At 63.3% G+C, this 25,624-nt stretch carries 27 protein-coding genes; 23 read left to right on the top strand and 4 right to left on the bottom strand.

Annotated features, from left to right (window positions below; genetic code table 11):
• Positions 1–30 precede the first annotated feature (30 nt).
• The 6 genes from JJ896_14365 (at position 31) to JJ896_14340 (ending at position 5,195) form a co-directional block, all read left to right on the top strand.
• A complete protein-coding gene (locus JJ896_14365; protein MBO6780834.1) occupies positions 31–780 on the top strand; it encodes a crotonase/enoyl-CoA hydratase family protein in 750 nt (249 codons plus the stop codon).
• Positions 777–1,745, top strand: coding sequence for a hypothetical protein (locus JJ896_14360; protein MBO6780833.1), 969 nt, complete (start codon positions 777–779; stop codon positions 1,743–1,745). The genes JJ896_14365 and JJ896_14360 overlap by 4 nt, the downstream gene beginning before the upstream one ends.
• A 136-nt stretch (positions 1,746–1,881) precedes the next feature.
• Positions 1,882–2,250 carry a DUF2200 domain-containing protein gene (locus tag JJ896_14355; GenBank protein MBO6780832.1) on the top strand — a complete coding sequence of 123 codons (369 nt, stop codon included), beginning with the start codon at positions 1,882–1,884 and terminating at the stop codon, positions 2,248–2,250.
• Positions 2,251–2,351: 101 nt separating this feature from the next.
• Positions 2,352–3,437 (top strand): alpha/beta fold hydrolase, encoded by a 1,086-nt coding sequence (locus JJ896_14350; protein MBO6780831.1) that lies wholly within the window; start codon positions 2,352–2,354, stop codon positions 3,435–3,437.
• A 44-nt stretch (positions 3,438–3,481) separates the two neighbouring features.
• Positions 3,482–4,123: a YdeI/OmpD-associated family protein gene (locus JJ896_14345; GenBank protein ID MBO6780830.1), complete on the top strand. Its 642-nt coding sequence runs from the start codon at positions 3,482–3,484 to the stop codon at positions 4,121–4,123.
• 103 nt (positions 4,124–4,226) lie between these two features.
• Positions 4,227–5,195 (top strand): aldo/keto reductase, encoded by a 969-nt coding sequence (locus JJ896_14340; GenBank protein MBO6780829.1) that lies wholly within the window; start codon positions 4,227–4,229, stop codon positions 5,193–5,195.
• Between the two features lie 2 nt (positions 5,196–5,197).
• Here JJ896_14340 and JJ896_14335 read toward each other — a convergent pair whose 3' ends face one another.
• Positions 5,198–5,896 carry a hypothetical protein gene (locus JJ896_14335; GenBank protein MBO6780828.1) on the bottom strand — a complete coding sequence of 233 codons (699 nt, stop codon included), beginning with the start codon at positions 5,894–5,896 and terminating at the stop codon, positions 5,198–5,200.
• Positions 5,884–6,222 carry a helix-turn-helix transcriptional regulator gene (locus JJ896_14330; protein MBO6780827.1) on the bottom strand — a complete coding sequence of 113 codons (339 nt, stop codon included), beginning with the start codon at positions 6,220–6,222 and terminating at the stop codon, positions 5,884–5,886. The genes JJ896_14335 and JJ896_14330 overlap by 13 nt, the downstream gene beginning before the upstream one ends.
• A gap of 101 nt (positions 6,223–6,323) precedes the next feature.
• Between JJ896_14330 and JJ896_14325 the strand changes: the two genes are divergently transcribed.
• The 6 genes from JJ896_14325 to JJ896_14300 all read left to right on the top strand — a co-directional run bounded on the left by JJ896_14325 (position 6,324) and on the right by JJ896_14300 (position 11,252).
• The gene (locus JJ896_14325) at positions 6,324–6,623 is read left to right on the top strand and encodes a hypothetical protein (protein MBO6780826.1); all 300 of its coding nucleotides are present in this window, start codon (positions 6,324–6,326) and stop codon (positions 6,621–6,623) included.
• Positions 6,624–6,737: 114 nt separating this feature from the next.
• On the top strand, positions 6,738–9,098 hold the full coding sequence (locus tag JJ896_14320; protein MBO6780825.1) for an ABC transporter permease: 2,361 nt from the start codon (positions 6,738–6,740) through the stop codon (positions 9,096–9,098).
• Between the two features lie 63 nt (positions 9,099–9,161).
• Positions 9,162–9,524: a VOC family protein gene (locus JJ896_14315; protein MBO6780824.1), complete on the top strand. Its 363-nt coding sequence runs from the start codon at positions 9,162–9,164 to the stop codon at positions 9,522–9,524.
• On the top strand, positions 9,521–9,703 hold the full coding sequence (locus JJ896_14310; protein ID MBO6780823.1) for a hypothetical protein: 183 nt from the start codon (positions 9,521–9,523) through the stop codon (positions 9,701–9,703). Before JJ896_14315 ends, JJ896_14310 begins: the two co-directional genes overlap by 4 nt.
• Positions 9,700–10,797, top strand: coding sequence for a VCBS repeat-containing protein (locus tag JJ896_14305; GenBank protein MBO6780822.1), 1,098 nt, complete (start codon positions 9,700–9,702; stop codon positions 10,795–10,797). The genes JJ896_14310 and JJ896_14305 overlap by 4 nt, the downstream gene beginning before the upstream one ends.
• 32 nt (positions 10,798–10,829) lie before the next feature.
• Positions 10,830–11,252 (top strand): hypothetical protein, encoded by a 423-nt coding sequence (locus JJ896_14300; GenBank protein ID MBO6780821.1) that lies wholly within the window; start codon positions 10,830–10,832, stop codon positions 11,250–11,252.
• Here the strand turns inward: JJ896_14300 and JJ896_14295 are convergent.
• Positions 11,249–11,443, bottom strand: a complete 195-nt coding sequence (locus JJ896_14295; GenBank protein ID MBO6780820.1) for a hypothetical protein — start codon at positions 11,441–11,443, stop codon at positions 11,249–11,251. The genes JJ896_14300 and JJ896_14295 overlap by 4 nt on opposite strands.
• A gap of 71 nt (positions 11,444–11,514) precedes the next feature.
• Positions 11,515–14,703 carry a PD40 domain-containing protein gene (locus tag JJ896_14290; protein ID MBO6780819.1) on the bottom strand — a complete coding sequence of 1,063 codons (3,189 nt, stop codon included), beginning with the start codon at positions 14,701–14,703 and terminating at the stop codon, positions 11,515–11,517.
• 179 nt (positions 14,704–14,882) lie between these two features.
• Here JJ896_14290 and JJ896_14285 point away from each other — a divergent pair, with 179 nt between their 5' ends.
• The 11 genes from JJ896_14285 (at position 14,883) to JJ896_14235 (ending at position 25,580) form a co-directional block, all read left to right on the top strand.
• Entirely contained in the window at positions 14,883–15,275 is a 393-nt protein-coding gene (locus tag JJ896_14285; GenBank protein MBO6780818.1) for a hypothetical protein, read from the top strand.
• Positions 15,276–15,286: 11 nt separating this feature from the next.
• A complete protein-coding gene (locus JJ896_14280) occupies positions 15,287–15,586 on the top strand; it encodes a hypothetical protein (protein ID MBO6780817.1) in 300 nt (99 codons plus the stop codon).
• 100 nt (positions 15,587–15,686) lie between these two features.
• Positions 15,687–16,904 (top strand): hypothetical protein, encoded by a 1,218-nt coding sequence (locus JJ896_14275; protein MBO6780816.1) that lies wholly within the window; start codon positions 15,687–15,689, stop codon positions 16,902–16,904.
• A 7-nt stretch (positions 16,905–16,911) separates the two neighbouring features.
• Positions 16,912–17,385 (top strand): metal-dependent hydrolase, encoded by a 474-nt coding sequence (locus tag JJ896_14270; protein MBO6780815.1) that lies wholly within the window; start codon positions 16,912–16,914, stop codon positions 17,383–17,385.
• Positions 17,386–17,428: 43 nt separating this feature from the next.
• Complete coding sequence (locus JJ896_14265) at positions 17,429–17,749, top strand: hypothetical protein (GenBank protein MBO6780814.1); 321 nt, start codon at positions 17,429–17,431, stop codon at positions 17,747–17,749.
• Positions 17,750–17,752: 3 nt separating this feature from the next.
• Positions 17,753–18,331: an AAA family ATPase gene (locus JJ896_14260; GenBank protein MBO6780813.1), complete on the top strand. Its 579-nt coding sequence runs from the start codon at positions 17,753–17,755 to the stop codon at positions 18,329–18,331.
• A gap of 187 nt (positions 18,332–18,518) precedes the next feature.
• Positions 18,519–19,184 carry an endonuclease/exonuclease/phosphatase family protein gene (locus JJ896_14255; protein ID MBO6780812.1) on the top strand — a complete coding sequence of 222 codons (666 nt, stop codon included), beginning with the start codon at positions 18,519–18,521 and terminating at the stop codon, positions 19,182–19,184.
• On the top strand, positions 19,181–19,573 hold the full coding sequence (locus JJ896_14250) for a hypothetical protein (protein ID MBO6780811.1): 393 nt from the start codon (positions 19,181–19,183) through the stop codon (positions 19,571–19,573). Before JJ896_14255 ends, JJ896_14250 begins: the two co-directional genes overlap by 4 nt.
• 129 nt (positions 19,574–19,702) lie before the next feature.
• Positions 19,703–21,736 carry a TonB-dependent receptor gene (locus JJ896_14245; protein ID MBO6780810.1) on the top strand — a complete coding sequence of 678 codons (2,034 nt, stop codon included), beginning with the start codon at positions 19,703–19,705 and terminating at the stop codon, positions 21,734–21,736.
• Positions 21,736–22,734: a ThuA domain-containing protein gene (locus JJ896_14240; GenBank protein MBO6780809.1), complete on the top strand. Its 999-nt coding sequence runs from the start codon at positions 21,736–21,738 to the stop codon at positions 22,732–22,734. The genes JJ896_14245 and JJ896_14240 overlap by 1 nt, the downstream gene beginning before the upstream one ends.
• The gene (locus tag JJ896_14235; protein MBO6780808.1) at positions 22,731–25,580 is read left to right on the top strand and encodes a hypothetical protein; all 2,850 of its coding nucleotides are present in this window, start codon (positions 22,731–22,733) and stop codon (positions 25,578–25,580) included. The genes JJ896_14240 and JJ896_14235 overlap by 4 nt, the downstream gene beginning before the upstream one ends.
• Positions 25,581–25,624: the final 44 nt, after the last annotated feature.

Below are 25,624 nucleotides of genomic sequence, written 5' to 3'. Positions count from 1 at the left end.
GAAGACCGCTGACCTGTCACAGCACCGCGCATGAATCTCGAAACCATCGCCGTCAGCGAATCCGACGGCATCGCCCACATCGAACTCAATCGCCCCGAAAAGGCCAATGCGTTCAACGGCACGATGTGGCAGGATCTTCGCCGCGCGTTCGAGTGGCTGCACGAAAGCTCAGCCAGAGTCGGCGTGCTCTCAGGCCGCGGCAAGCACTTCAGCGCCGGGATTGATCTCGCGCTGCTCGGCCGGTTGCAGGCGGAGGTCGAAGGTCTGCCGGCGGAAGGACGTGTGCGGAAGTTGCTCGCATTCATCCTCGACCTCCAGCACTGTGTCGGCGCCATTGAGGCATGCCACAAACCCGTGCTCGCGGCCGTCCACGGCGCGTGTATCGGGGGAGCGGTGGACGTGATCACCGCCTGTGACATGCGCTACGCCACCGAGCGTGCTCGATTCTCCGTGAAGGAGGTTGATTTGGGCATCGTGGCGGACCTGGGCACCCTCCAGCGCTTGCCCGGATTGATTGGCGATGGGCTCGCGCGCGAGTTGGCGTATACAGGCCGGGAGTTCGATGGCGAGGAGGCCAGGTCCATGCGCCTGCTCAACCAGGCCTTCCAGGATCGGGACACCATGATGACGACGGTGATGGGACTGGCCGGTACCATCGCCGGCAAGTCCCCGGCGACGGTGCGAGGAATCAAGGAGTCGATGAACTTCAGCCGCGACCACAGCGTGGCCGAAGGCCTTTCACACGTCGCCCAGCGCAACGCCCAGAAAGGTCACGGATGACATCGCGAACATGCTCCTCTGCCGCCATTGCGCTTCTGATAGCCCTCCTGACGGCTTGCGATTCAGATGTAGCTCCCAGAGCGGGAGGGGACTACTTCTTCAGCCTCTACGGGGTATTCAACCCGCACGCGGATACGCAGGCCGTCATCGTGTTTCCGGTTCAATCCACGCTGGCCGAGGTCCCAACGGACCTTGGCGTTCTGGTTGTCTCGGAAGAACTCGGATCGAGCGTGCGGACGACCTGGACGGACTCGCTGGTCAGTTCACCAGACGGTCCGGTGCATGTTTTCTGGAGCGATTTCAGGGCAAAGTTTGGCACGGACTACCGACTCACGGTTGCTTCGGAGCGCCACGAAGGTCGTCGCTCGGAGGTCCTGGTGGCCGTGCCCGGTCTTGCGGCGATCGATGTGCGACCACTCCAGGATAATCTCCACCTGACCCAAACGGTATTCGTCGGTCCGGATACGGAGCGCTTGAATGCCGTCACGGTCCGCTATGTGGTGCAAGCCAAGCTTCCTGCAGCCTGGCGGGTGTATCCCACGCTGGTGCCGGGAGAATCCGGCCTGCAGCCGGTTGATCCACCGCCGGGGGACAGCCTGGTGGTCCAGACGCTGTTTGTCCCGATTTCGTACGACCACGCGGTCGAGCCGGCAGCGGATGGCATGCAGTTCCAGATCGACTACCACTCCGATGCCGCTGAGATCTGGAGGCGACTCGAGCTAAGGGGGCGCCGCGACCGTTCTTTCGGCGTGCGGCTTCTCGGAATCGAATTGTCGCTGACGGTCAGCAGTCCCGATTGGGTCCCGCCAGGAGGCACGTTTGACCGGGAGGTGCTGATTCAGCCGGGCACCATGTCCAACGTGGAGGGAGGATTTGGATTTGTCGGGTCCGGGTACGCTCTAAGTGCGGTGCTTCATCTCGGTGAAAGCGAGCAGGAACGACTTGGATTCAGGGTAATCCCGTAGTCCGGCGAAAAGGACTCGGCGGTGTGCTAGGCCATGCGGCCTGCGGGCCGTCGCCATATGCGCACGCGCCCGGGCGGCCTCGAATCGAGCAACACGTCAAAGAGCCCGGCGTACATTCCCGCAAAGCTGAACCCTCATGCCGACCACGACCCCCGAACACGACGCGCGCGTTGCCAAGCTGACGTTCGCCGGCGTGTATCCGCACTACGTCACCAAAGTTGAGAACAAGGGACGGAGCAAAGAGGAATTGCACCGCGTGATCGAGTGGCTGACCGGCTTTGACGATGCCGACCTGCAGCGCCACATCGACGCCAAGTCCACCTTTGAGGAGTTCTTTCGGGAGGCGGACCTCAACGCGAACGCAACCCTCATCAAGGGGGTCATCTGCGGCTACCGCATCGAGGACATTGAGACGCCGCTTACGCGCCAGGCGCGTTACCTGGACAAGTTGGTCGATGAGTTGGCAAAGGGCCGGAAAATGGAGAAGATCCTTCGGGAGCCGTAGGACTGCGCTTTCCGCTGCCGAGGCGACTCCATCCCGACGATACTGCAACTCGGGGTGAATCTGATCGATAAGCCCATCGAATCAGAATCCCCCCCTCCCCCATGAGATCGCATCTGCTGGCCCCTTTGCTTCTGGCCGCAGCGCTGACAAGCTGCAGCCCTGAGGCACCGATCAACACTGAGCACTACGACTTTGTGTCGGACGGAATCCGCCTGGTCGGACTGCTCGATACGCCCACCGAGCGCGAGCCGGCGGCCACCATCATCCTTGTCCATGGCTATGGAGAGACCGACGTTGTGGCCGGCAACTGGTACTGGGGCCTTCGTAGCCACTTTGCCTCACTCGGTCTGAATGTGCTGGTCTGGGACAAGCCGGGGATGGGCCTGAGTGAGGGCGACTTTGACATCAATCAGCCCGTACAGGAAAGCGCGCGCGAGGTCGTGGCGGCCGTGCGAGCGCTCCAGACCTCCGGCCGTCCCGGGACCGAGCGAGTCGGATTATGGGGCGTCAGCAGGGCAGGCTGGATCGCTCCACTGGCCATGCGGGACGCCCCTGAGATCGCCTTCTGGATCTCGGTCAGCGGGGTGGATGCCATGGAGAATGCCCGCTACCTCATCGCCTCGAATTTGCCCATCGAGGGCCGATCTGAGGAGGAGACCGCGCGCGTGGTCCGGGCCTGGCAACAGGCGTTTGATGCGGCCGCACTGGGCGGCTCGTATCAGGACTACCTGGAGGCCGCGACTGTGCTGGCGGAGGAGCCGTTCATGCAATACTTGGGCTGGGCCCAAACCGCCTCTGAGGCTGACTTTGTGGCCTACCAGGCGCAGTTTAAGCAAGGGACCATGGTGCGCGACAGCGAAGAGGGTCTCGCTGTTTATGTGCCCGGATTCGATTCACTGCTTTCCGCCCTGGATATGCCCGTGCTGGCCCTCTTCGGCGAGAAAGACACCAACGTGAACTGGCGTCGCACCGCTGCCCTGTACCGGGAGACCATCGGCCGAAATCCGCAGGCATCCCTGGCCATTCGCACATTTCCCGACGCCAATCACAACATGCGGGACGCGGTGACTGGCAGCGTTCGGGAGATGCGCTCCCAGGCAGGGGACTTGCCCTATGTGCACGGGTACCTGGACGCCATGGCGGCATGGTTGATTGAGCATGAGTTTGCCTGGGCGCTGGCGCCATGACCGCTCGGGGTGTTGGCTCCCTGAGTGGTATGTTCGGAGTTGTCATGCCGAACACCATGATCACCAACATCGAGGACTATTTCACCGTGGGATGCGGCCGGTGCGAGCGGTTCGCCACGCCGGACTGTTCGACGCGACGGTGGGAGGCCGGGCTGCTGGATTTGCGCCGCCTGTGCATTGAATCCGGACTGACCGAGACGGTGAAGTGGGGACACCCGTGCTACATGCACGCGGACCGCAACATTGCGATCATCGGGGCCTTCCGCGCTGACTATCGGCTCAGCTTCTTCAACGCGGCGCTGATGCAGGATCAGGCCGGGATCCTGCAAAAATCCGGGCCTAACAGTCAGCACGCGGACATGATTCGTTTTACTAGCAACGAGCAGCCTGCAGCGCAAGAGCCGTTGATCAAGGCCTACCTCGAGGAAGCAATGCGCTACGCCGAGGCCGGTATCAAGGCGCCCAAGGTGCAAACGGAACTGGAGCTTCCGGACGAACTCCTGGAGGCTTTCCAGTCCGATCCCGAACTCGCTGTAGCGTTCTCCCAGCTCACGCCGGGACGCCAGAAGAGCTATGTCATCAACCTGAATTCGGCCAAGAAGTCGGAAACACGCATTGCCCGCATCGCCAAATATCGGGATCGCATTCTCGCCGGAAAAGGGGCGCTCGAGCGATGGAATCCCTGAATCGGGTCACCACAGAATCGCCATACTTTCAGAATGCGAGTTCGCTGCCCGCATTGACTGCGACTTCGTTTATTAGGGGCCTGAACCAACCCCCATCGCGACAATGATCACTCGACGAGAATGGCTTCGACTCACCGGAGGCGTCGGCGCCGGCATGGCGCTGGGACTCTCACCCCGTGATCTTCTTGCCCTGCAGACGGACGCGGTACGTACGCGGGCCATACCGTCAACGGGTGTCGAGATCCCCATCATTGGTCTGGGCGGACGCTGGATCAATATCAATTCGACCGAAGAAGAACTGGCCGATCACCGGGCGGTGCTTCATGCGCTTGCCGAGGGCGCAGAGGGCGCCGGACGGTTGTTCGACAGCGCGGCCGGATATGGCCGGGGTGGTTCCGAGACGTACGCAGGAGAGTGGGCCGAGGCGGACGGCTTTGCCGAAAACATCTTTTGGGCTACCAAGGTCAACGTGGCGCCGCGTGGCGGGGGCGATGCGGATCCAACGGCGGTACGAGAGCAGATTGAACGCTCGTTCGATCGCCTGCGAGTCGATGTCATCGATCTCAACCAGGTGCACAACCTGGGAGACCCGCCTACCCAGCTCGGCATCCTGCAGGAGTACAAGCAGGAGGGCAAGATTCGGCACATCGGCATGACCACCACGAGTTCGCGGCGGTACGGCGACCTCATGGATGTGATGCGTGAGTACCCGCTGGATTTCATCGGCATCGACTACGCCATCGACAACCGCGCGGCGGCAGAGGAGATCTTCCCGCTGGCCCAGGACCGGGGCATCGCCGTGATGGTGTACCTGCCATTTGGCCGGAGCCGAATGTGGAGCCGAATTGGAGACAGGCCGCTCCCCGAGTGGGCCGCGGAATTTGATGCGCACACCTGGGCGCAGTTCATGCTGAAGTTTGTAGTCGCTCACCCGGCGGTGACCGTGGCGGCGCCCGGCACCGGAGACCCCGAGCATATGGTGGACAACCTCGGGGGCGGCCGCGGACGGCTTCCTTCGGAGGAGCACCTCAAGCGCATGGTCGAGCTCGTGGACTCGCTGCCTGACGGCTAGTCTCAGGCGTCCGAGAGCATGGGCTCACGCCGCGCCAGGACCTGCACTCCCCAAAGCAGCGGGCCGCACAGGAGCGAGAAGACGAAGATCGCCACGCCTGGCACGGCGTCGATGTTTGCGATGCCGTTTCCGGTCATCAAAACGGCTATGGTCGAGACTACGAGGAGGGCTGTGTAGCCGACTCGGGTCCAGTCGCCCCGCGAGCCCGACCAGCGAGAGAAGGGGCTCAGGTTGAAGACGCTGCCCAGGCCCCAGAGAAGGAGAAACGGCATGCCCTGTCCGTCCAGCGAGAGGCCCTGCGCAAATGGAGACACGCCCGACGACCAGAGCCAGCCAAAGAAGTAGAGGTACGAGAAGCTTCCCGCTCCCACCCAGAACGAATAGGAGCGCAGCGCCCGGTAGGCCAATCGATGCCGGCGATCGGGCAATGCGGCATTCTCAGCCGCCAGGTTGCGCCAATACCTGATCAGAAAGTGTTTCTCGCGCCACTCCGCTTGGTAGCGCGCCCGCAGGCATGCTTCATCGCCCACGTCCCTCACGGCCCGTTCGAAGGCCTCCGACTCGGAGACACCGGAGGCCTGCAGCTCTTCGATGACATCGAGCAGGTGCGACTCGAGTTCGGCGACATCGCCTCGCGAATACCAGCGTCTGACAAGAAACGCCGTTCGCCACCTTGTTACGGCCGACGTCAGGTCAAACATGGTTCCGGACCCCATAACGTGTTCAGGAGACTGGCCGCCGTCTTCCACTGGGCCTTTTCGGACGCCAGCGATTCCCGACCTTTGGGTTTCAGTCGGTAGTACTTGCGGCGGCGTCCGTTCTCAGCGGTCTTCCAGCGAGAAGCGATCAGGCCCTGTCGCTCAAACCGGTGTAGCATCGGGTAGATGGCCCCTTCGGCCCATTCGATCTGGCCATCCGAGGCCTTGAAGGCCTTCTTGATGATCTCGTAGCCGTAGCTCTCGCCGTCTGCGAGAATCGACAGCACCGCCGGGCGGAGTGTCGCGGCCGTCAAGTCCTTGCTGAGCATGTCTATGCCTTGCAGTGTGAGGTATCACTATACCTCATAGTGTGAGGTATGTCAAGGCCGATGTGGCTATCTTGGACTCGAATCTCCGCCCAGCGACCGCCATGCACGAAGACACCACTACTGCCGATCGGTACTGCGGCATCTGTGGCCGGTACCACGAGCCCGGACCGTGCCTGATCCCCCCGCTCTCCACCGCGGGCGGCCGTCGCGTGGCAGGTGCCCTGTATCGGGGCGTCGCCTGGTTCTTTCTCCTGGCCGGGGTTGTGGCGATTACCCTGGCTCTGACGGTGGGGAATGGACTCGCAAGCACCTCGGGTGCGGTAGGAGCGGGGTCCCTGGTCCTGGCCGCCTGGGGCTTTTGGCTTGCGTCCAGCAAGAAGAGGGGCGGGCACGTCGACTGATCGGCGGCGGGCATTTCGTGGTCCGGCGCAACCTGAGGCCCGACTCTTCGCAAAACTCGCAAACGGATCTCCCCGGTCCGGTGTCTATCGACGAGAGTCCATCGCCCGAATCCCATGCTCCGGAATTACCTCCGCATCGCCTTTCGCACCATGCTTCGGCACAAAGGTTATGCGGCCCTGAACATTGCGGGCCTTGCCGTGGGCCTCGCGTGCGCCTTCTTCATCACGCTGTGGATCCAGGACGAGCTGTCCACGGACCGTTTCCATGAGGATGGGGATCGCATCTACTCCGTGATGCGTCACTCCACGTTCTCCGGCGTCAAAGGCACAACAGAATCTATCCCCAAGCCGCTGGCACAGGCGCTGCTCGACGAATACCCCGAGGTCGAGAATACCGTGCTCTGGAGCTGGGACACCTGGATGCTCCTGAACCATGAGCAGGAACGCATGCGCATTAACGGGCGATGGGCAGGGCCCGACTTCTTCGAGGTCTTCTCCTTCCCGCTCCTGGTGGGCAATCCACAGACCGCGCTGGATGCGCCAGATTCCATCGTCCTGACAGAGTCGGTGGCGGCCCGTTTTTTCGGCACAGACTGGCGCTCCCGGGAGGTTCTCGGCCAGGTGATCACCGTCAACAACCGCATCGACATGACGGTGACCGGTGTGGCTGCAGACCCGCCTTCGACCACGCAGCTGAACTTCAACTTCGTCATCCCGATTGAGGAGTTCGTCTCCCGCAATCAGTGGGTTGAGCAGTGGGACAACAACGGGCTCCGCATGTTTGCGCGGCTGCGAGCCGGTACAGATCTCGAGGCATTCAACGCCAAGATCATCGGGATGATTGACCAGCGAGTCGACTCCTACCAGACCGATCTCTTCTTCTACCCTGTCAGCCGGAAGTACCTGCACAACGATTGGGAATCGGGCGTGCAGGTGGGGGGGCGTATCGAGTATGTGCGGGCGTTCGGTCTGGTGGGCCTGCTGATCATTCTCATCGCGAGCATCAACTTCATGAATCTGGCCACTGCTCGCAGTTCGGCCAGGGCGCGCGAGATCGGCGTGCGCAAGACCATCGGAGCCACACGCGAGTCGCTGGCCACCCAATTCATGGGTGAGTCACTGCTGAAGGCCGCGCTGGCTTTTCTGATCGCTACGCTGCTGGTCGCTGCGTTCATGTCCAGTTTCAACGAGCTGACAGGGAAGTCGGTATCTCTGGCCAGCCTGGGCTCGAACATGGTGCTGTTCCTGGTCATTGCTCTGGGCACCGGACTGTTGGCAGGCACCTATCCGGCCATCTACCTGTCGGCGTTCTCGGTTACGAGTGTGTTTCGCAAGCAGTCCGCGACCACGGGCGGGGGCGCGGCTCTGCGCAAAGGGCTGGTCGTCACCCAGTTCGCGATGTCGATTGTGCTCATTGTCGGCACACTCACCGTGTACCGGCAGCTGGACTACATCCGCACCAAGGACCTGGGCCTCGACCGGGAGAATGTGGCCATGGTGCGTCTGGAAGGGGCCATGCAGGACCAGTTCGAGACCTTCAAGAACGAGCTTCTCCAGGTCGATGGGGTGGTCGCTGTCTCGACCTCGAACATCAACCCCATGAACATCGGCAACGATACCATCGGCGTTGAGTGGGACGGCAAGGATCCAGAGAACAACACGCTGTTCTGGAATGGCAACGTAGGGTACGACTTCACGAAGACCCTGGGCATTACCATTGCCCAGGGGCGCGATTTCGCGCCAGAGTACGGGAGCGACACCACCAACTACATCATCAACTGGCAGGCGGCTGAGGCGATGGACATGGAGAATCCGGTGGGCCAGGAGATTGTCTTCTGGGACCGGCCCGGCACCATCGTGGGCGTCATGGAGGATTTCCACATGGAGTCCATGTACAACCCCATTCGCCCAGTGATCTTCCGGCACAGACCGGAGACGTTCGGCCAGATGTATGTCAGGATATCGGGAGACCGGACGCAACAAGCGCTGGCCGGCCTGGAGCGGCTGTATGCCCAGTTCAATCCCGATTACCTGCTGAATGTGCGCTTCATGGACGAGGAGTTCGACGAATCGTATCGCAGCGAGGCGGTGCTCGGCAGCCTGTCCAATGTGTTCGCGCTTGTAGCCATCTTCATCGCCTGCCTTGGACTGTTCGGGCTGGCTTCGTTTACCGCCGAGCAACGCGGCAAGGAGATTGGCATCCGCAAGGTGCTGGGTGCATCGGTCCCCCAGATGGCTCTCCTGCTGTCCCGGGAGTTTTTGCTGCTGGTAGGCGCTGCCTTTGTGATTGCGGCTCCCATTGCGTACCTGGTCATGAACAACTGGCTCGCCGAGTTTCAGTACCGCGTTGAGATGGGTCTCGGGATCCTGGCTGCCGCCGGTGTCGCGACGCTCCTGATCGCGTGGTTGACGGTGAGTTACCAGTCCATTCGATGTGCGCTCATGGATCCAGTGGCAACGCTCAGGTCGGAATAGTTTGGCCTCGAACCGCGCCTCCCGGCTGAGTTACCTTTCGGCCGACCTTCATCGCCGCTGACCATGATCCATCACGAGATCAACTACATCGAGTTCTACGCCACCGATCTGTCGGAGGCAAAGCGTTTTTATTCCGCGGCGTTCGACTGGCAGTTCACGGACTACGGTCCCGCCTACTGCGGCATCAGGAAGCAGGAGGGGGACGGGGAGACCGGAGGCATCGCCGCTGCGGAGACCGTGTCCTCAGGCGGGTCCCTCGTCATCCTGTATTCGCACGATCTGGAGTCCTCCCTGGATGCGGTCAGGAAAGCCGGCGGACGTATCTCAAGGGAAATCTTCTCGTTCCCCGGAGGGCGGCGGTTCCATTTTCGGGATCCAAGCGGTAACGAGCTTGCAGTCTGGTCAGACGGAGAGCCTCACACATGAGTACAGGAACCATGGACGAAAACAGAGGAGTCGCGATTGGCCTGGCCATCGGGGCCGGTGTCGGTATTGCGTTAGACAACCTCGCTGTGGGAATCGCCCTCGGTATGGTGTTTGGCTTGCTCTATGACCGGAAGCTGCGCGACCGCGCGGGGGAGCCGGAGCCTCCGGCAGAATCGTGATTTGTCGGGGCCTGCCCGCGCTCTTGCTCGTGCTTACCGCCTGTGCGCTGGAGCAGCCGCAGTTTGGTGATGCCACCGTGCTGGAGGGGCGGGACCTGCTCAGCGCGAACGCGGAAGTCTTCGATGCCAACGGAGACGGCTTCAATGACATCGCCCTGGCCATCGGCCGTCACTGGCCCGGTCCGAATCTTCTACTTCTGGGCGATGGGCGAGGAGGCTTCGCAGCGGCAGATACGCTGCCCTTCCCGGAGGATCGCACGTATTCCATCTCGGCGGCCGACATGGACGGCGACGGCGATGTCGATCTGGTGGTCTCCAATGACCGGCCGGACACCAACTACGTGCTGATCAATGACGGGCTCGGTCGGTATCCGACCCGGGTCACCTTCGGAGACCCGGCCTGGCATACCCGCAACAGCACTGTAGCCGACCTGAATGATGACGGCTGGCCGGACATTGTGGTGGCGAACCGCGACAATTCGCCCACCGGCAACAACTGGACCTGCATGAATTGGGGCGATTTCGAGATCGATTGCAGCCCCATCGCGTCGGGACCGGCGACTACCGTCACCGTGGCGGACGTGAACCAGGACGGCCGCCCGGATCTGGTCGTGCCGTACCGGGACGAGGGGCAAAGCCTCGTGCTGTTCGGTGCCACGTTCACCCGCCGCGTCGGATTCGGGCCTGCGGATGCGTCATTCAGGGCGGCCGCAGCCCTGGACTGGAACCGCGACGGCCGTCTGGATCTCGTGGCCATCGACGACAGAAAGCGCACCACGACGGTTTTTCTCCAGCAGGAGGACAGTTCCTTTGCGGCCGGCGTCCGAGTGGACAGCGGAGACCACATGCCCTACGCGCTGGAGTCGGCGGACATTGATGGCGATGGGCTCCTGGACTTGCTGGTTGGCTACCGCCAGGCGCCCACTCGCGTTTTTTTCAATGGAGACCCCGTCCTTGAGCTGTCGCTCGGGGACAGTCTTGGCACCGTTTACGGGTTCGGGGTCGGTGACGTCAACGGAGACGGCCGGGCGGATGTCGCGGTGGCGAGGTCCGGGGCGTCTGATGTGCTGTTCCTAGCGGGCGGACATCGATGATGTGGTGGTTACTTGTATTACTCCTGGGGCCGATGTCCCCTCCTGACGCGGATTATTGTACCTGCGTGGTGACCACCGATGGGAATAGGGAAGAAGAAGTTCTCCGTGCGTGGGTGAACACTGACCTGGTTTTCCGAGGCAAGGTCACAGAAGGCAGGTTGGCGGCATCCGGCGATTGGGTCGATTACACGCTGGATGTATCCCACGTATGGAAAGGCCCGAGGCGGGATTCGATCATCGTCGGCACCAGCCTCGGAGGAGGGAGCTGCGGATTTCCCTTTGCCTTCGGTCGTGAGTATCTGGTGTGGGCCAGCGGCGAGGAGTCTGCTGGCGGACAAGTCCGGGCCTCAACGTCCATCTGCACTCGAACAGCGTGGCTCGGTCGCATGCAAGGCCGAGACGATCTCGCCGCGCTCCGCAAGCTCGTTGACGAGAAGCGGCTCCCCGACGGCTAGTCCATCGGCGCCGCGTCAAAGCGCACGCGATTCTCCGCCATCCAGCGCTCGCCGTCTGCCTTGGTCTTGCTCGGGTCATTTACGATCTCCGGATGCGCCTGCTGGTAATGCGGAAACAGGGCCTTCATCCACTCCTCGAACGTTTCGCCGGAGGCAGTGGCGTCACACAGGTCACACTTGACGGTCTTCATGGGGGCAGGTTTTGTTGAGGGTGGATGATACGCAGGGCATCGGCCGTCGCCCGTGAGCGGACGGCCCGGACCTACCGGCGCCAGGGCGTCGGGAATCCGTAGCCCGGAATAAGCTCTGGATATGGGGGCGCCTCCGGCCACAGGCGAGGATCCTGGTCGATGAGGCCAAGCAGGTGCGCAACCGCCGCCTCCAGCTGGGTGTCGGTGCCGTTGAACGTGGCGTGTGGCGGGTTGTCCACCTCCATGTCCGGTACATAACCCCAGCCCTCAATAAGCCATTCGCCGTCGGCATGCACGCCCGTCTCGGACGCGCGCGTGACGCCACCGTCGACTTGCCGGTTGGAGGACGAAAGCCACACCTCGCCGCCCCATGTCCTAACGCCGATTGAGGCGCCCAGTCCAAGGCGACGGAACCCATCGGCCACGGCCTCACCGTCCGAAGCCGATCGCTCATCCACAAGGATCACCAGATGCCCCCCGAAGCTGTACTGCATGTTGGGGTAGGCGTAGTCATAGCGCGGCTTGAACCATGCCCATGGGCGACGCATGAGCTGCGTCAGCACCCACGAGTCGATGTTGCCGCCATTGTTGTGGCGCACATCGATGATCATGCCCTGTTTGCGCAGTTGCGAGTAGAACTCGCGCGTGAACTGGCCGGCGTCGCTGCGGCCCATGGCACGCAGGTGGAGATAGCCGACCTGCCCATCGGACAGCCGATCCGCTTCCAGGCGGCGGGTGTATTCCCATTCGTGGTAGCGAAGGTTGTACTCCTGCCCGCCGGAAACCGGCGTAACGACGGCGTCGCGCTGGCTGCCGTCCGGGTCTTGCACGCGCAGGCGTACCTGCTTGCCGGACTGGTCCAGCAGAAACTGGCCGATGGACTTTGCGCCTCGGGTAGACTGACCGTTGACAGCCAGAATGACACTGCCTACTTCCACATTGGCATCCGGGTGGGCCAGCGGACCCTGGTAATCCAACAGGTCCGGGTCATAGTCCAGACGGTGCGCGAGCCGGAATCCGCCCGTGGCCGAATCGCGCTCGAAGTCCCCGCCCAGGAACGCCGGCGAGGCCCGGTTTTCGCCCCGGCGATTGTCGCCGCCACCTGCATTCGAATGCAGCAGCGAGAGTTCGGATACCAGCATGCCCTGGAGATCCGCCAGCGCCTCCCTCGAACCCACGCGCGGCAGGAGTGGGGCGTACTTCTCTCGCATGGCCTCCCAGTCCACGCCACCCATGTCTGGATCCCAGAAGTAGTCGCGATGCAGTCGCCACATGTCCATGTAGATCTGATTCCACTCCGCGCGTTTGTCGACGGCGAACTCCCAGTCACCCAGCTGCACCCGGTTCTCGTCGTTGAGCCTTGCACCGGCTCCGGAGGACGCAGGGATCACGTGCCAGGCCGATCCTTTGCGCAGCAACACACTCTTGCCGTCTCCGGACAGTTCGAATGAGCCGGCGGATTCGACGACGGTGACCGGCTCCGCGCCATGCTTGAGATCGATGGCCTTCAGGTTGCCGTCCTCTGCGTAGAGGAGGCGCTTGTCGGTCACTCCGACGAGGCCCATGGACCCGGCCGGCACGGGCACCTCGCGTAGTTGGGCCGCCAGGTCCCATCGCATGTCACCGACGGCCTTGGACGGGGACACCTCAGACGGAGCGGCAAACGGAAACGCCGCGCCGGCGCGCAGCGGCATGGCATAGATCTTCGCGCGGTCGTCGAAATAGGGCATCGGAGCCCGCTCGCCCCACGGGCTGCCGACGCTGGAATTCCAGGTCCGGGTAGACACGAAATACATCCAGCTGCTGTCGGGCGACACCTGCGCGCTGTAGTCGCTGAAGCGGTTGGACGTAAGCTGGACCGCATCGCCCGAATCCAGATCATGCGCCCAGAGCACGCTTAGCATGTTCGGGTCGTTGCGCCCGTAGACCACCGTCTTGCTGTCCGGCGTCCAGGACGGGCCGAATGCCGGCGCGTCGGCGAGCAGCGTCGTCTCGCCGGACCCGAGATCAACCAACCACAGGCGGTCATCGTAGTCGCCATGGGCCAGCCATTTTCCGTCGGGCGATGGCGTCGCGCCCTGCCGGAGCATCGGCGGGCCGTCCGTCACCTGCTCAGGCGGGGCCGTACCGTCGCGTCGCACCTTCCACCATTCGAGTTCACCGCTCCGGTCCGACAGGGCAAAGACGTGCAGGCTGTCGCTGGTGAACACCGCGTTGCGATACCGAACGCCGGACGCGCGGGATACGTGCACCCAGCGGCCGGTGCCGACCGGAGCCGTGAACAGCTCTCCCCGCGCCACCAGGGCTACCGTCTTCCCGTCGTGCGAGAGCGCCGCATCCGAGAGGTAGCTCATCGGAGACGTCTCCCACTCGATCAGCGCCTGCTGGATGTCGCTGCGCAGGGTTACGTCCAGCCGCTGAGGCGTGCCGCCAGGAGACAGCGTCCACAGATCCGCGCCCATGCGAAAGATGAGCGTCTCGCCGTCCGAAGCCAATTCCTGGATATCGAACTCAAGAAACTCGGTGTGACGCGTGAGGTCCGTGCCGTCTGGCAGCATGGACCACACGTTCATCGCGTCCTGCCGGTCAGAGAGGAAGTAGACGCGTCCGTCAGCCAACACATTGGGTTGGCGGGAGCTTCCCGGATAATCCCGGGTCAGTGCCACCGCTTCCCGGCCGGCGCCGTCGAATCGCCACAGCTGCTGCGCCGTACCGCCTTTGTACCAGCGGCTGTTGCTTCCCTGGCGTGGCATGCGGGCGAAGACCAGGGAGCCGTCGGCGGTGAAGGATCCTTCGGCGGCCTGGGAGAGCGGTACATACTCCACATCACCCGAGGTCGGGTCCACGAGCGCGAGTCGAAAGTCCGGCAGACCGGCGGTCCAGGATCCGCGAACGAGAATGCGTCCGTCCTGCGTCCAGTCTACCGGGCGCAGGTTGCCCCGCGCCGCCCAGGTGACTCGCTCGGGCGTGCCCCCTGCGACCGGCATGACGTACACGTCAGGTCCGCCTTCGTACGAGGCGAGGAACGCCACGCGGGACCCGTCAGGGGAAAGCACCGGGAAGGATTCCTGCCCCGCGTGTGTGGTCAGTCGGACGGCCGTGCCTCCTGAAGCAGAGACGGTCCAGAGGTCGCCTTCTGCGCCGAACACCACCGTGTCCCCATGGATGTCAGGATGTCGATAGTACCCCGTTACCTGGGCGAGGGCGGTGGGTGCCAGCAGGGCGGCGATCAGCAGTGTCGGAAGCGCGAGGCGATACATGGCAGGGGAGGGCGATGAGGGAATCGCCGAATATCGGGACGACACTGGATCCGCACAGGGTGAAGCGGTGACCCCATCGTGCGAGGGATCGGCCTGGCCCGATTTCCTGGTGCGTGGGCGCAGCACATTTAGTGTCGAACTGCCATTGACAGGTTGGTCAGGGCGGAGCATTCTCCGGCATGTCGTTGCTGAAGAGGTTTCTCGCTTGGGTGCCTCCGGCCTTCCGGGCCGGCTGGATCCTGGTTCCGGTGGGAATGCTGCTGGGCCTGCCGTTTCTCTGGGTGGAGCCACAGTTGACCCTGACCATCTGGTTGACGGGGTCGATCGCTCTCGCGGTGCTGCTCGCGTCAAGTCTTGTGCTCAGGACCGTGCTGAGGGACCCCGTAACCGGCAAGCCGGCCTGGGAGACCCCTCATCGCCCTGTCGTGTGTCCCTACTGCCAAACTCCGCCTCCGCGCATCCGGCGTCCTCAGTCTTTGCAACAGTTCCTGCGGGGGGGATGGACCTGCGAGTGCGGCAAGGTGCTCAACAACTGGGGCCAGCCCGTCGAAGACCCGTTCGCCCACAACTAGTCACCCTGCCCATGTCGATCCAAGACATCGTACCCAAATCAGTCCTTTCCCTGGAGACACTTGGAGGACTCATCGAGCTGTCGGGCCTCGCTGTGATGGTCCTCAGCGCCGCCGGATTCGTCATAGGCACGATCTGGGTAATCGTGTCGCCGATGATGGCAGGCTTTGGTTTCCACTTCGGGCTCATTATCGCCGTGGGGGTCTACGCGATCAGCTTCTTTTTGACGGGAGTCCTGTTGGTCGCGTTTGGAAAGCTGACGGCCGTCGTTCTTGAAATCCGGGACCGTTTGCACGCAATCGAGAGGGTATGAGCACCTGCTCAGAACTTGCTCATCAATCCCTCATGGTTTGCTCAAGGCGCTCATGGTTTCCAGAGCTACCTAGGCTGCGCAAACCAACTGAAGGACCACAATGCGCGCACTCTCCATTCTCCTCCTCATAGCCCTGACGCTTCCGGCCAAGGCCGAGGACCCGGCAAGTCAGGGGTTTCTCTACGGCCGTGTGACCACGGATGACGGTCAGACTTACGAAGGTCGGCTCCGATTCGGTGGTGACGAGGAGGCATTCTGGAGTGAGTATTTCAACGGGCGACGCGTCGCCAACCCCTGGCGAGAGTTCGTTTCGGACGAGGCCATTGAGGAGCGCCGCGCACTCAGCGTCTTTGGCTACGAACTCTTCGATTGGACCAGCGAGCCAGACCTCAGCAGACCGTTTATGGTGCCTTTTGGGGACATCGCCCGAATCCAGCCCTCCCGCACGCAGATTCGTGTGGTTATGAAGAGTGGTTCGGTGGCCGTTCTGGATCGGTTCGAGGCGGATGACCTGGCCGATGGGGTCCGTGTCTGGGACTCCAAGCTGGGCATCGTCGACATCGGAGAGTGGGACATTGAACTGATCGAGTTTCTGCCGACTCCGGTGCTCGAGAACCTGCCGCATCGCATGTATGGGGTCGTAAAAGCCGACGGTCAGACCTTCTCCGGGTATGTCCAGTGGAATCGCGAGAAGGGCGTAAGCGACGACTACCTGCACGGCATTTCGGATCGGGGGGAGGTCAGCCTGCGGTTCGACCGCATCGAATCCATTGCCCGACGCGGAGATGGAGGCGTTGTGACGACACGTGACGGACGGGACCTCCTTATGACCGAGTGGCGCGAGCCGAGCGCGGGCAAGCGGGGCATTTACGTCAATGACGAGCGCTTTGGGCGCGTGCTGGTATCCTGGGAAGCCCTCGAGGACGTGCAGTTCAGCATGGCCGGAAGCGGTCCTGCCTTCCACGAGTTCGCGGGCGGCCACGAGCTGCGCGGCACGGTGCTGACCGCTGCCGGCAACCGGATCACCGGCCGTGTTGTGTTCGATATGGATGAGGCAGAGTCGACTGCGACCCTGGATGCGCCCATCGGCGGCGTGGATTACACGGTGCCGTTTTCGATGATCGCTTCTCTGGAGGTGGAGGTCGCGACCGTTGCTGCGACCCTGGCCAGCGGTGAGGAGCTGCGCCTGGAGCGCGAGGGCGATCTGGCTGACTACAACCTGGGCGTGTTGGTCTTTGTCGACGGCCAGGTTGACGCCGAGTATGTGCCTTGGAAGGAGGTGGCGTCGTTGAGATTTGAGTCTGGGGGCGCACACTGACAACCGCATGCCTTTCACCCCCTTCCACCTGGGCCTTGCCGCCGTCATCAAGGCGGCCACACCCCACCGGTTCAGTTTTCTGATCTTCGCCGGGTCGCAGGTCCTGATGGACCTTGAAGTGGCCATTCGCATGGTGAAGGGTACAGAGCTCCTGCACGGGATGAGCCACACGGTGCCGGGGGCACTGGTCATTGGGGCCGTTGCAGCGCTCATCGGCCGTCCTGTCACGCAGTTTGTGATGGACATTGTCGATGGCGGGAAGGTGAGCAAGTTGGCGGCCTGGTCAGGGGCGATGGTCGGCACGCTTTCGCATGTGCTGCTGGATGCGTTCATGCACGCGGACATGGAGCCTTGGTGGCCACTGGGTGAATCCAACGCGCTGCTGGGGATGGTGCAGCTGGATTTGCTGCACGCGCTCCTTGGGTGGGGGCTGGTGATTGGCGGGGTCGCAGTTGTCGTCCGTCGCAGGTTGGCGCCGTAGCACACCCGTTGCCGGCGCGCGCTTCAGGCATTAGACTCGCACGATGGCCAAGGACCCCTTCTCGAAATACTGCCCCAAATGCTCGGCGAAGGTGAAGGTGTATGAGAAGGGCAAGTGGTCCCTGGAGCTCAGGCCTATTGTGCGTTGTGCCGAATGTCAGCAGCATCTGCGACTGGACATCCTTGCGCCCATCGGTTTCACCATCGGCCTCGTGCTTGGTGCCTTAGGCCTGGCCCTCGATCTCGAGGACTGGTGGGTGTCGTGGCTTCTGCTCCCGGTCTCGCTGTTTGGGCTCCTTTGCGGACTCGCCAGCAAGCTCGAGCCCGTCGACCCGCGTGCCTTCAGCAAGACCCGCGGCTGGTAGTCCATGCAGAAGACCCTCGTCTTCCTGACCGGACCGCCTGCCGTAGGCAAGATGACGGTTGGGGAGGAGTTGAGCCGGATGACCGGCATGCCGCTCTTCCACAACCACCTGTCTATCGACGCGATCCTGCCGGTCTTTCCGTTCGGCCATCCCGCGTTCAACCGCATCGTCAAGCAGATCCGGGAGAGCGTCATCTCTGAGGCTGCAGAGAGCGACTTGCCCGGGCTCGTTTTCACGTATGTGTGGGCGCACAACGTGCCTGAGGACACGGACTACGTGCGGCACCTTACCGGCTTGTTCGAATCCCGAGGAGGACGGGTGATCTATCCGGAGCTGTGGGCCGACCAGGCCACCCGACTGGAACGGAACGAGGGTGAGTCCCGCCTTTTGGCCAAACCGGTCAAACGCGATATCGAGGCCTCCCGCAAGCACCTGCTGGAGGTGGATGTGAAATACCGCCTGTGGAGTGATGGAGACTTCCCGATGCAGCCGCATGTCAGGATCGACACCACCGAAATGGAGCCGGCGGAGGCTGCGGAGCGCATCGCCCGGCATTTTGGACTGGAGCGGGTGGCGGGTTGAGCCACATGTTGCTCACCGCGTCGGTGTCGCGTGCGCCGAGTCGAATCCGGCCCCCGTTTTCCACATCGGGTCGGGGCCGGAGCGGGGGGCAGCGGAATCCGGGTAGGGTATCCCACTCCAGCATGCGCCGAATCGCCTCCAGAGTAGAATCAGGCCGCGATATTCCACGTCGGCCTTTCCGTGATACATGCGCGTCCTGACGGCCAATCTATTCAGCGACCGGACCGACCCGGCTGCCTTCGTGGAGGTGTTGATCTCGAATGAGGTAGACGTGGCGTGCGTGCAGGAGTTGGGTGCCAGCCTCGCCGACCCTATCGCCTCCGTCCTTCCACATGGCGGACTGTTTCCCAACGAGGCCACGCGCGGCCTGGGCATCGCAACGCGGCATCCGGTAGAAATCGCCAGCGTCCCGATCCCAAAGAGACCCGGCGTTTCTGCGCTTCTGGACCCTGCGCACTGGCCCGGGCTGCCCCGACCCATGGAGGTCATCAACTGGCACGTGATGGGTCCACACACCTGGCCATACTTCCCGAACCCGAACACCCGCCGCGCACACCTCAGGCAACTGGATGAATGGATGTGGCAACATCCCCAGATGCCGCGTGCCGTGCTGGGAGACTACAACGCTTCGCCCATCTGGCCCTTCTATCGGGCGATGCGCTCCCGGCTCGAAGACGCGGTTCTGCTGTCCGGAGACCCACCGCCGCGCACATGGCCGGCGCTTGGGCTGGGCGGCTTGATCCGCATCGACCACTGCTTCGTCAGTGGTTTGACCTGCACGCGCGCCCGGCGCGTGGAACTACCGGGCTCCGATCACTTTGGTCTGCTGGTTGATCTGAAACCGGTAGAATGACGGCAGTCTGGGTGATTCTCGGAGCGCTTCTGGGCGCAGGCTTTTTCAGGGTCGCAGCATCGCGTCCTGAGGAGCGGGACCGCTGGCTGGCACTGGGCCTGTTCGTGGCCGCACAGGTCTATGTCATCTTCGGCTTCATGGCCGGCCAGGACTTGTGGCTGCTGATCGAACTGCTCGGAGTGCCGGTGTTCGCCGCATTCGCCTGGTTTGGACTGATGCGAGACCTGCGGATTTTGGCTGTGGGCTGGATGCTGCACACGCTCTGGGATGCGGGCCTACATCTGGCCGGCGGGGGAGCGCTGGTCGCGCCCCGCTGGTACGTGCTTGCGTGCCTGGGATTTGACTTGGCGGTGGGGGTCGCGATCTGGAGGGCCTGGCGAGACGGCTAGCACACCTGCCAGGTTATCTCGTGGATGTCATCAACGTCACCCGCGATGGCATCTGGGTGTGGCTCCAGCGCCGTACGAGTGTGCGCTGCACTCCCGCAATGACAAGCCAACCGCGTACCTTGGCGGCGCATGCGACACCTGATCCCCCTCCTGGTCCTGATCCTTGGCGTGTGTCAGGTAGCCGCGCAGTCTGCGGACACGCTGGAAGCGGCCCTGCCGACCGTCATTGTAACGGCTGAGCGTAGTCCCTCGGAGTTGGCGCGCTCCACCGCGGCCGTTTCCGTCATCGAGCCCGATCAGCTTCGGCTGATACCGACTCGGCACCCGGTCGACCTGCTGACCATGGCTCCGGGGCTCACCTTCCTGCGCGTCGACGGATTGGGCTTCGAGCCGCAAGCCGTGACGAGGGGATTCTACGGTGGCGGCGAGGCTGAATACGTGGTGCTGCTGCTGAATGGCCGCCCGGTCAACAACCTGGAAAATGGCCTGATAAACTGGGATCGACTGGCGACGACGCCGGGCACCCGCATCGAAGTGCTGCGCGGGGGCGCCTCGAGCCTCTACGGCGATGCCGCCCTGGGCGCCGTCGTAAACGTGATCTCGGACCACGTTCCGAACGAACGCACGCTCCGGCTTCAGGGTGGTGGGTTTGGTCTGGTTACGGCCACTGCCGCCATCGCCGAAGAGCGTTTTTCTGCTGCCGGCCGGTATTCGGACTCGGGCGGATTTCGGGACCACGCGGAGCGCTCATCCCTGACGCTGCAGGGCTCGGGCGATGTGCCCGGCAGCCCACTCACCGTCTCAGCCGGGTTCACGGATCGAGACGTCCGAACGCCAGGGCCGCTCAGGTCCAGCGATACTGCCAAAAACACTTCCAGCCTTGACTTCTTCCGGTTCGACCGCCTGGACGAGCGCGTGGCCCACGCGGCACTTTCGGGAGACTGGCCGCTTGCAGGGGGGAGTCTCACGGCCGACCTGAGTGTGCAACGTCGCGAACTGGATTTGACCCGCACGCTTCCGTTGAGCGCCGAGTTTGCTGACACGCAGACGCGGCTGGCTGACGCGAACACCATGCGCGTCTCTGCACTTTTGACGGATCTCTCGACCGGCAAGGTGCGCCTCACCGTGGGGTTCGACGCATCGCGGGGTGCCCTGGATACCCGGTACTATGCTGTGCACACAGGGGACGAAGTCTCGTACGCCGCGGCCAGCGGCACGCGCGGGGAGCTGCAATCCGAGGGGAAGGCCTCCCGCTACTCGGCGGCGCTTTACGTCCATGCCGATATCTCCGCAACCGAACGCCTGAAGTTGACATTGGGAAGTCGCCTGGATGGGATCGTGGACCCATTCGAACCACGGGCACGCGACGCGGCCTTCGCCTCCGACCTTGATGCTTCCGACAAGGCCTTCAGCCCGAAGGCCGGCCTCAACTACCGCTACTACTCCGCGCCAGGCCGAGTCGGCAACCTCTACCTCAGCGCGGGCCGCTCCTTCAAGGCCCCCACGTTGGATCAACGCTACGACCTCCGGGCTTTTCCGGTGCCGTTTCCACCGTTCTCAATCCGAATCGCCAATCCGGCCCTGACCCCGCAGAAAGGCACCAGCTACGAGGCGGGATTCTACCACACCCACCACGGGCTAACGGTCTCAGGAGCGGCCTATACGATGGACATGACGGACGAGATTGACTTCAGCTTCGAGACCTTCTCCAACGTCAACATCGGGAAGAGCAGGCACCGTGGTGTGGAATTGGGAGTGACCGCCGAGGCGCCGACCGGGCGGCTGCTGGCCAACTACACCCTGCAGGACGTCACGCACAGCGCCGGCGAGCACGCCGGCAATGCGGTGAAAGCGATCCCGCGTCATGCCTGGTCCGTTGGCGGACACGCGAACCGCGGGGAATACTCGGCCGGTCTCATGGCGCGTGGTCACGCCGGCATGTGGGTCGACGACGCCAATACCCAGGACATTCCGGACTACTGGACGCTGGATGTCCGTCTTGCCTGGGAGAGTCCCCGCGCGCAGGTCAGCCTGGATCTTTATAACCTGCTGGACCGCACGTACTACAGCACCGCATTCGGCGACCCGGCCGGATCCGACGTGCAGTTCCGGTTCCCCGCCGCCGGCCGCTCGGCCGTGATCGGCATCGAGTTCACGTTCTGATGCGATTCCTACTGATTACCGCCCTCCTCGCCGGGTGCGCCGCCGCGCCGGACAATCCGCATCTGGTTCAATACGAGGGCTCGGAAGGGCCAGGCGTCGGCAAGCACATCGTCTTCCTGGCCGGCGATCACGAGTACCGCTCCGAGGAGATCCTGCCGGCCTGGGCACGCATCATGGCCCGCCACTACGGATTCGAGACCAGCGTCTTCTTCACGCTGGATGAGGAGGGGTTCATTGAACCAGGCAGCTCGCGCATCGCGGGACTGGATGTTCTGGGCGATGCGGATCTGCTGGTTCTCGGCCTGCGCTTCCAGGACTTCCCCGAGGCCGAGATGCAGCACATCGTGGACTACCTGGACCGATCGGGACCGGTAATCGGAATTCGTACTTCCACCCATGCTTTCGCCATCGAAGACGGCCCTCATGCCCACTACGCCTGGAACTATCAGGGAGACGACTACCACCTGGGATTCGGGCGACAAGTCCTTGGAGAGACCTGGGCCGGCCATTACGGGACCAACCACGAGCAGGCCTCGCGCCTTCTGGTGCAGGAAATCGAGCACCCGATCCTCCGGGGCGTCACCGGAGGGCACGTGGTTTCCGGGGGCTACGAGGCCCTCCCGGAGCCGCCCTTCACGGTGCTCGTGCGGGGAGAGGTGCTGAACGGCATGACGGCAGATGCCCCTCCCGACACCACCAAGGAGTTGATGCCGGTGGCATGGACGCGCACGCACGGCGACGATGCCCGGGTCTTCACCACCACGCACGGCGCGTCCGAGGACTTCCTGGATCCGGGCTTTCGACGGCTTCTGGTCAACGCTACCCTGTGGGCGGCAGGACTCGAGGGTGAGATCCATGCCGACGGGCCCATCGAATTCGTCGGTCCCTATCACCCGGTCGAATTCGCCTTTGACGGATATCGTCTCGGTGTGCGGCCCTCCGAACTGCGCGGCTGGGACTCGCCTATCCTGCCTCCGGACAGACCCACCGAGCAATGAGACGACTTCTCACAGCGGCTGCTCTGCTGGCGCTCGCCGGATGCTCCTCGGACCCGCTGTTCACGTTCGAGTCGGGCGACCACGTGGTGGTGGTGGGCAACAGTCTCGCGGACCGCATGCAGCACGACGGCTATCTCGAGGCCTATCTGCAGGCGGCCCACCCGGACCACCGGCTGGTGTATCGCGACCAGGGCTTCACCGGAGACCGGGTGGACGATCGCCCACGCAGCCAGGGCTTTCCGACGGCGGGAGACTACCTGAACCTGTCCGGCGCGACGGTCATCTTCGCCATGTTCGGCTACAATGAGTCATTCGACGACGATCCGCACGGCTTTGCCCGCGATCTCGGTAACTGGGTGGACTCTACCCGGGCACGGGACTATTCAGGCCGCGGTGCGCCGCGCATGGTGCTGTTCTCGCCGATTGCCCACGAGGATCTGGGGCAGGCGGACCTCCCGAATGGCCGCGAGAGCAATAGGCGACTTGAAGCCTACACACGGGCGATGCGGGAGGTGGCCGAAGCGCGCGACGTGCCGTTCGTGGACCTTTTCGCTGCGAGCCGGAGCCTGTATCGGCGCGGCCAGCAGACCATCAATGGTGTGCATTTGTCCGAGGAGGGCAACCACGCCATCGCCCGTGAGATCGTGGAGGAATTGCTGGGACGCGTCCCTGCCGACGATGCCCGATTGGAAGGCGTGCGCCAGGCCGTACTGGACAAGAACTGGCACTGGTTCAATCGCTTCCGGGCGACGGACGGCAACGACGTGTGGGGGAGTCGGTCGACGCTGACGTTCAACGATCAGACGAACTTTGAGGTGCTGCAGAACGAGCTGATCCAGCTGGATCACATGACGGCCAACCGCGATCCGGTAATCTGGGCTGCAGCGCGCGGGGAGGTGCTGGAGCCGGACGATTCGAATGTGCCTCCGCCGGTGCCGGTCGAGACCAACCTGGGCGAGGAGCAGTTGCAGGACGGCGTCAGCAAGGTGGGCACGCCCGAGTACCTGACGGCGGAGGAGGCCATGGCCGAGATGCGCATTCAGGAGCCGCTCGAAGTGAACCTGTTTGCGTCCGAGGAGATGTTTCCCGAGATGGTGAACCCGGTGCAGTTGGGCGTGGACCCGGCCGGCCGGCTGTGGGCTGCGACGTGGGCCACCTATCCCAAGTGGGAGCCGCACAAGCAGATGGATGACCGACTGGTGATCCTGCCGGATGAGGACCGGGACGGCGTGGCCGACACGCTGATCACGTTTGCTTTCGTGCACAATCCCACCGGATTCGAGTTCTGGAACGGCGGCGTGATCGTGGCTTCGGCGCCCAATCTGTGGTTCCTCCGGGACACCGACGGAGACGACGTGGCGGACGAGAAGGTGCTGCTCATGGCGGCACTGGGTTCCGCAGACACGCACCACTCCGCGAACAACTTCATCTACGGACCGGACGGTTGGCTGTACTACCAGCGGGGCGTGTTCAACGTGTCCAATGTAGAGACGCCCTGGAAGGGGCCGCAGACGTCGGACGCGAGCGCCATGTATCGGTTCAACCCGCGCACGCACGAGTTCAGCTACCATGCCGAGAACCCGCCCAATGCGCACGGCACGGACTTCGACTACTGGGGCTACCACTATGCCACCGACGCAACCGGCGGACGGGCCTACCAAGTCATGGCGGCGGACGATGGGACCTTCAGCATGCGCAAGCTGCTGGATCACACGGTGAGACCGGTGCCGTCCAGCGGCATCCTGTCGAGTGAGCACCTGGGCCCGCAGTTCGAGGGCAACTTCGTGATCCTCAACGTAATCGCGTTCCTGGGCATCAAACAGTACACGCTGGCCTTTGACACCGCGTTGGGACACGTGACGGGCACCGAGACCGCGGATCTGATGGTCACCGACGACCTGAACTTCAGGCCCTCGGATTTCGAGATCGGGGATGACGGGGCACTGTACGTGGCAGACTGGGCGAACGCCATCATCGGCCACATGCAGCACAACATCCGGGATCCCAACCGCGATCACGAGCACGGCAGGATCTATCGGTTTGCCAATCCTGAGCGTGCGCTGGCCGAGCCTCCGGGCCTCGCAGGCGCGTCGGTGGCGGAGCTGCTTGAGGCGCTGGAGCATCCCGTGAACGGCGTTCGTCGGCGCGCCCGCGTGGAATTGTCTGCGCGCCCGGACGCAGCAGTGCTTGACGCTGCGCGGGAATGGGTGGCAGGCCTGGACCCGTCCGAGGAGGCTGATGCGCACCACCTCCTCGAGGCCCTGTGGCTGCATCAGCGGCTGGGCGAGATGGATCGTGAGCTGCTGGCCGCGGTGCTGGCCTCTCCGAACCCGCATGCGCGGATCGCGGCTCGGCGTGCGCAGATCATGTGGGACACCGGTCAGGCCGCGCGCTATCGCGAAGGGCTGCCGCCGCTGGGTCAGGCCGCAGCAGAGAGTCCATCGCCCGAAACTGGAGAGGTAGCGGCCCCGCCGGAGGGTGCCATCGTGGTGCGCACGGTCACCGAGGAGATGCGCTATGACCGACCCAGTTTCCAGGTGAAGCCCGGAGAGCAGGTCACGCTGTGGTTCCAGAATGATGACTTCATGCCGCACAATCTTGTGATCGGCACGCCGGGATCGTTTGAGTCTATTGGCACGGCCGCTGACACGATGGGTGCAGACGGCTTTGCGGCGCAGTTCATTCCGGACCACGACGAAATCCTGGTTGCCTCGCAGCTCCTGGAGCATGAGGCGCATGAGGTCATCACGTTCACCGCTCCGACCGAGCCGGGGGTATACGATGTGCTCTGCACGTTCCCGGGGCATCGGGGTACGATGAACGCCAAGATGTGGGTGGTTCGGTGAGCGCGTGCGTCGGCTGCGGGGCGCTGTTTCCGGAATCGGAAGGC

This window comes from Rhodothermales bacterium (genome assembly GCA_017643395.1).
In the GTDB taxonomy this organism is placed as follows: Bacteria; Bacteroidota; Rhodothermia; order Rhodothermales; family UBA10348; genus JABDJZ01.
The sequence above is the reverse complement of the archived record's forward strand: the minus strand, read 5'-3'. Positions and strand labels throughout refer to the sequence as shown.

Coding starts and splice junctions, on each gene's coding strand:
- JJ896_14355 (MBO6780832.1), top strand. CDS start 1,882: ATGCCGACCACGACCCCCGAACACGACGCGCGCGTTGCCAAGCTGACG.
- JJ896_14350 (MBO6780831.1), top strand. CDS start 2,352: ATGAGATCGCATCTGCTGGCCCCTTTGCTTCTGGCCGCAGCGCTGACA.
- JJ896_14250 (MBO6780811.1), top strand. CDS start 19,181: ATGACGGCAGTCTGGGTGATTCTCGGAGCGCTTCTGGGCGCAGGCTTT.
- JJ896_14330 (MBO6780827.1), bottom strand. CDS start 6,222: ATGCTCAGCAAGGACTTGACGGCCGCGACACTCCGCCCGGCGGTGCTG.
- JJ896_14310 (MBO6780823.1), top strand. CDS start 9,521: ATGAGTACAGGAACCATGGACGAAAACAGAGGAGTCGCGATTGGCCTG.
- JJ896_14265 (MBO6780814.1), top strand. CDS start 17,429: ATGGCCAAGGACCCCTTCTCGAAATACTGCCCCAAATGCTCGGCGAAG.
- JJ896_14290 (MBO6780819.1), bottom strand. CDS start 14,703: ATGTATCGCCTCGCGCTTCCGACACTGCTGATCGCCGCCCTGCTGGCA.
- JJ896_14340 (MBO6780829.1), top strand. CDS start 4,227: ATGATCACTCGACGAGAATGGCTTCGACTCACCGGAGGCGTCGGCGCC.
- JJ896_14240 (MBO6780809.1), top strand. CDS start 21,736: ATGCGATTCCTACTGATTACCGCCCTCCTCGCCGGGTGCGCCGCCGCG.
- JJ896_14280 (MBO6780817.1), top strand. CDS start 15,287: ATGTCGATCCAAGACATCGTACCCAAATCAGTCCTTTCCCTGGAGACA.
- JJ896_14345 (MBO6780830.1), top strand. CDS start 3,482: ATGCCGAACACCATGATCACCAACATCGAGGACTATTTCACCGTGGGA.
- JJ896_14320 (MBO6780825.1), top strand. CDS start 6,738: ATGCTCCGGAATTACCTCCGCATCGCCTTTCGCACCATGCTTCGGCAC.
- JJ896_14295 (MBO6780820.1), bottom strand. CDS start 11,443: ATGAAGACCGTCAAGTGTGACCTGTGTGACGCCACTGCCTCCGGCGAA.
- JJ896_14270 (MBO6780815.1), top strand. CDS start 16,912: ATGCCTTTCACCCCCTTCCACCTGGGCCTTGCCGCCGTCATCAAGGCG.
- JJ896_14245 (MBO6780810.1), top strand. CDS start 19,703: ATGCGACACCTGATCCCCCTCCTGGTCCTGATCCTTGGCGTGTGTCAG.
- JJ896_14255 (MBO6780812.1), top strand. CDS start 18,519: ATGCGCGTCCTGACGGCCAATCTATTCAGCGACCGGACCGACCCGGCT.
- JJ896_14335 (MBO6780828.1), bottom strand. CDS start 5,896: ATGTTTGACCTGACGTCGGCCGTAACAAGGTGGCGAACGGCGTTTCTT.
- JJ896_14360 (MBO6780833.1), top strand. CDS start 777: ATGACATCGCGAACATGCTCCTCTGCCGCCATTGCGCTTCTGATAGCC.
- JJ896_14275 (MBO6780816.1), top strand. CDS start 15,687: ATGCGCGCACTCTCCATTCTCCTCCTCATAGCCCTGACGCTTCCGGCC.
- JJ896_14235 (MBO6780808.1), top strand. CDS start 22,731: ATGAGACGACTTCTCACAGCGGCTGCTCTGCTGGCGCTCGCCGGATGC.
- JJ896_14325 (MBO6780826.1), top strand. CDS start 6,324: ATGCACGAAGACACCACTACTGCCGATCGGTACTGCGGCATCTGTGGC.
- JJ896_14365 (MBO6780834.1), top strand. CDS start 31: ATGAATCTCGAAACCATCGCCGTCAGCGAATCCGACGGCATCGCCCAC.
- JJ896_14285 (MBO6780818.1), top strand. CDS start 14,883: ATGTCGTTGCTGAAGAGGTTTCTCGCTTGGGTGCCTCCGGCCTTCCGG.
- JJ896_14300 (MBO6780821.1), top strand. CDS start 10,830: ATGTCCCCTCCTGACGCGGATTATTGTACCTGCGTGGTGACCACCGAT.
- JJ896_14260 (MBO6780813.1), top strand. CDS start 17,753: ATGCAGAAGACCCTCGTCTTCCTGACCGGACCGCCTGCCGTAGGCAAG.
- JJ896_14315 (MBO6780824.1), top strand. CDS start 9,162: ATGATCCATCACGAGATCAACTACATCGAGTTCTACGCCACCGATCTG.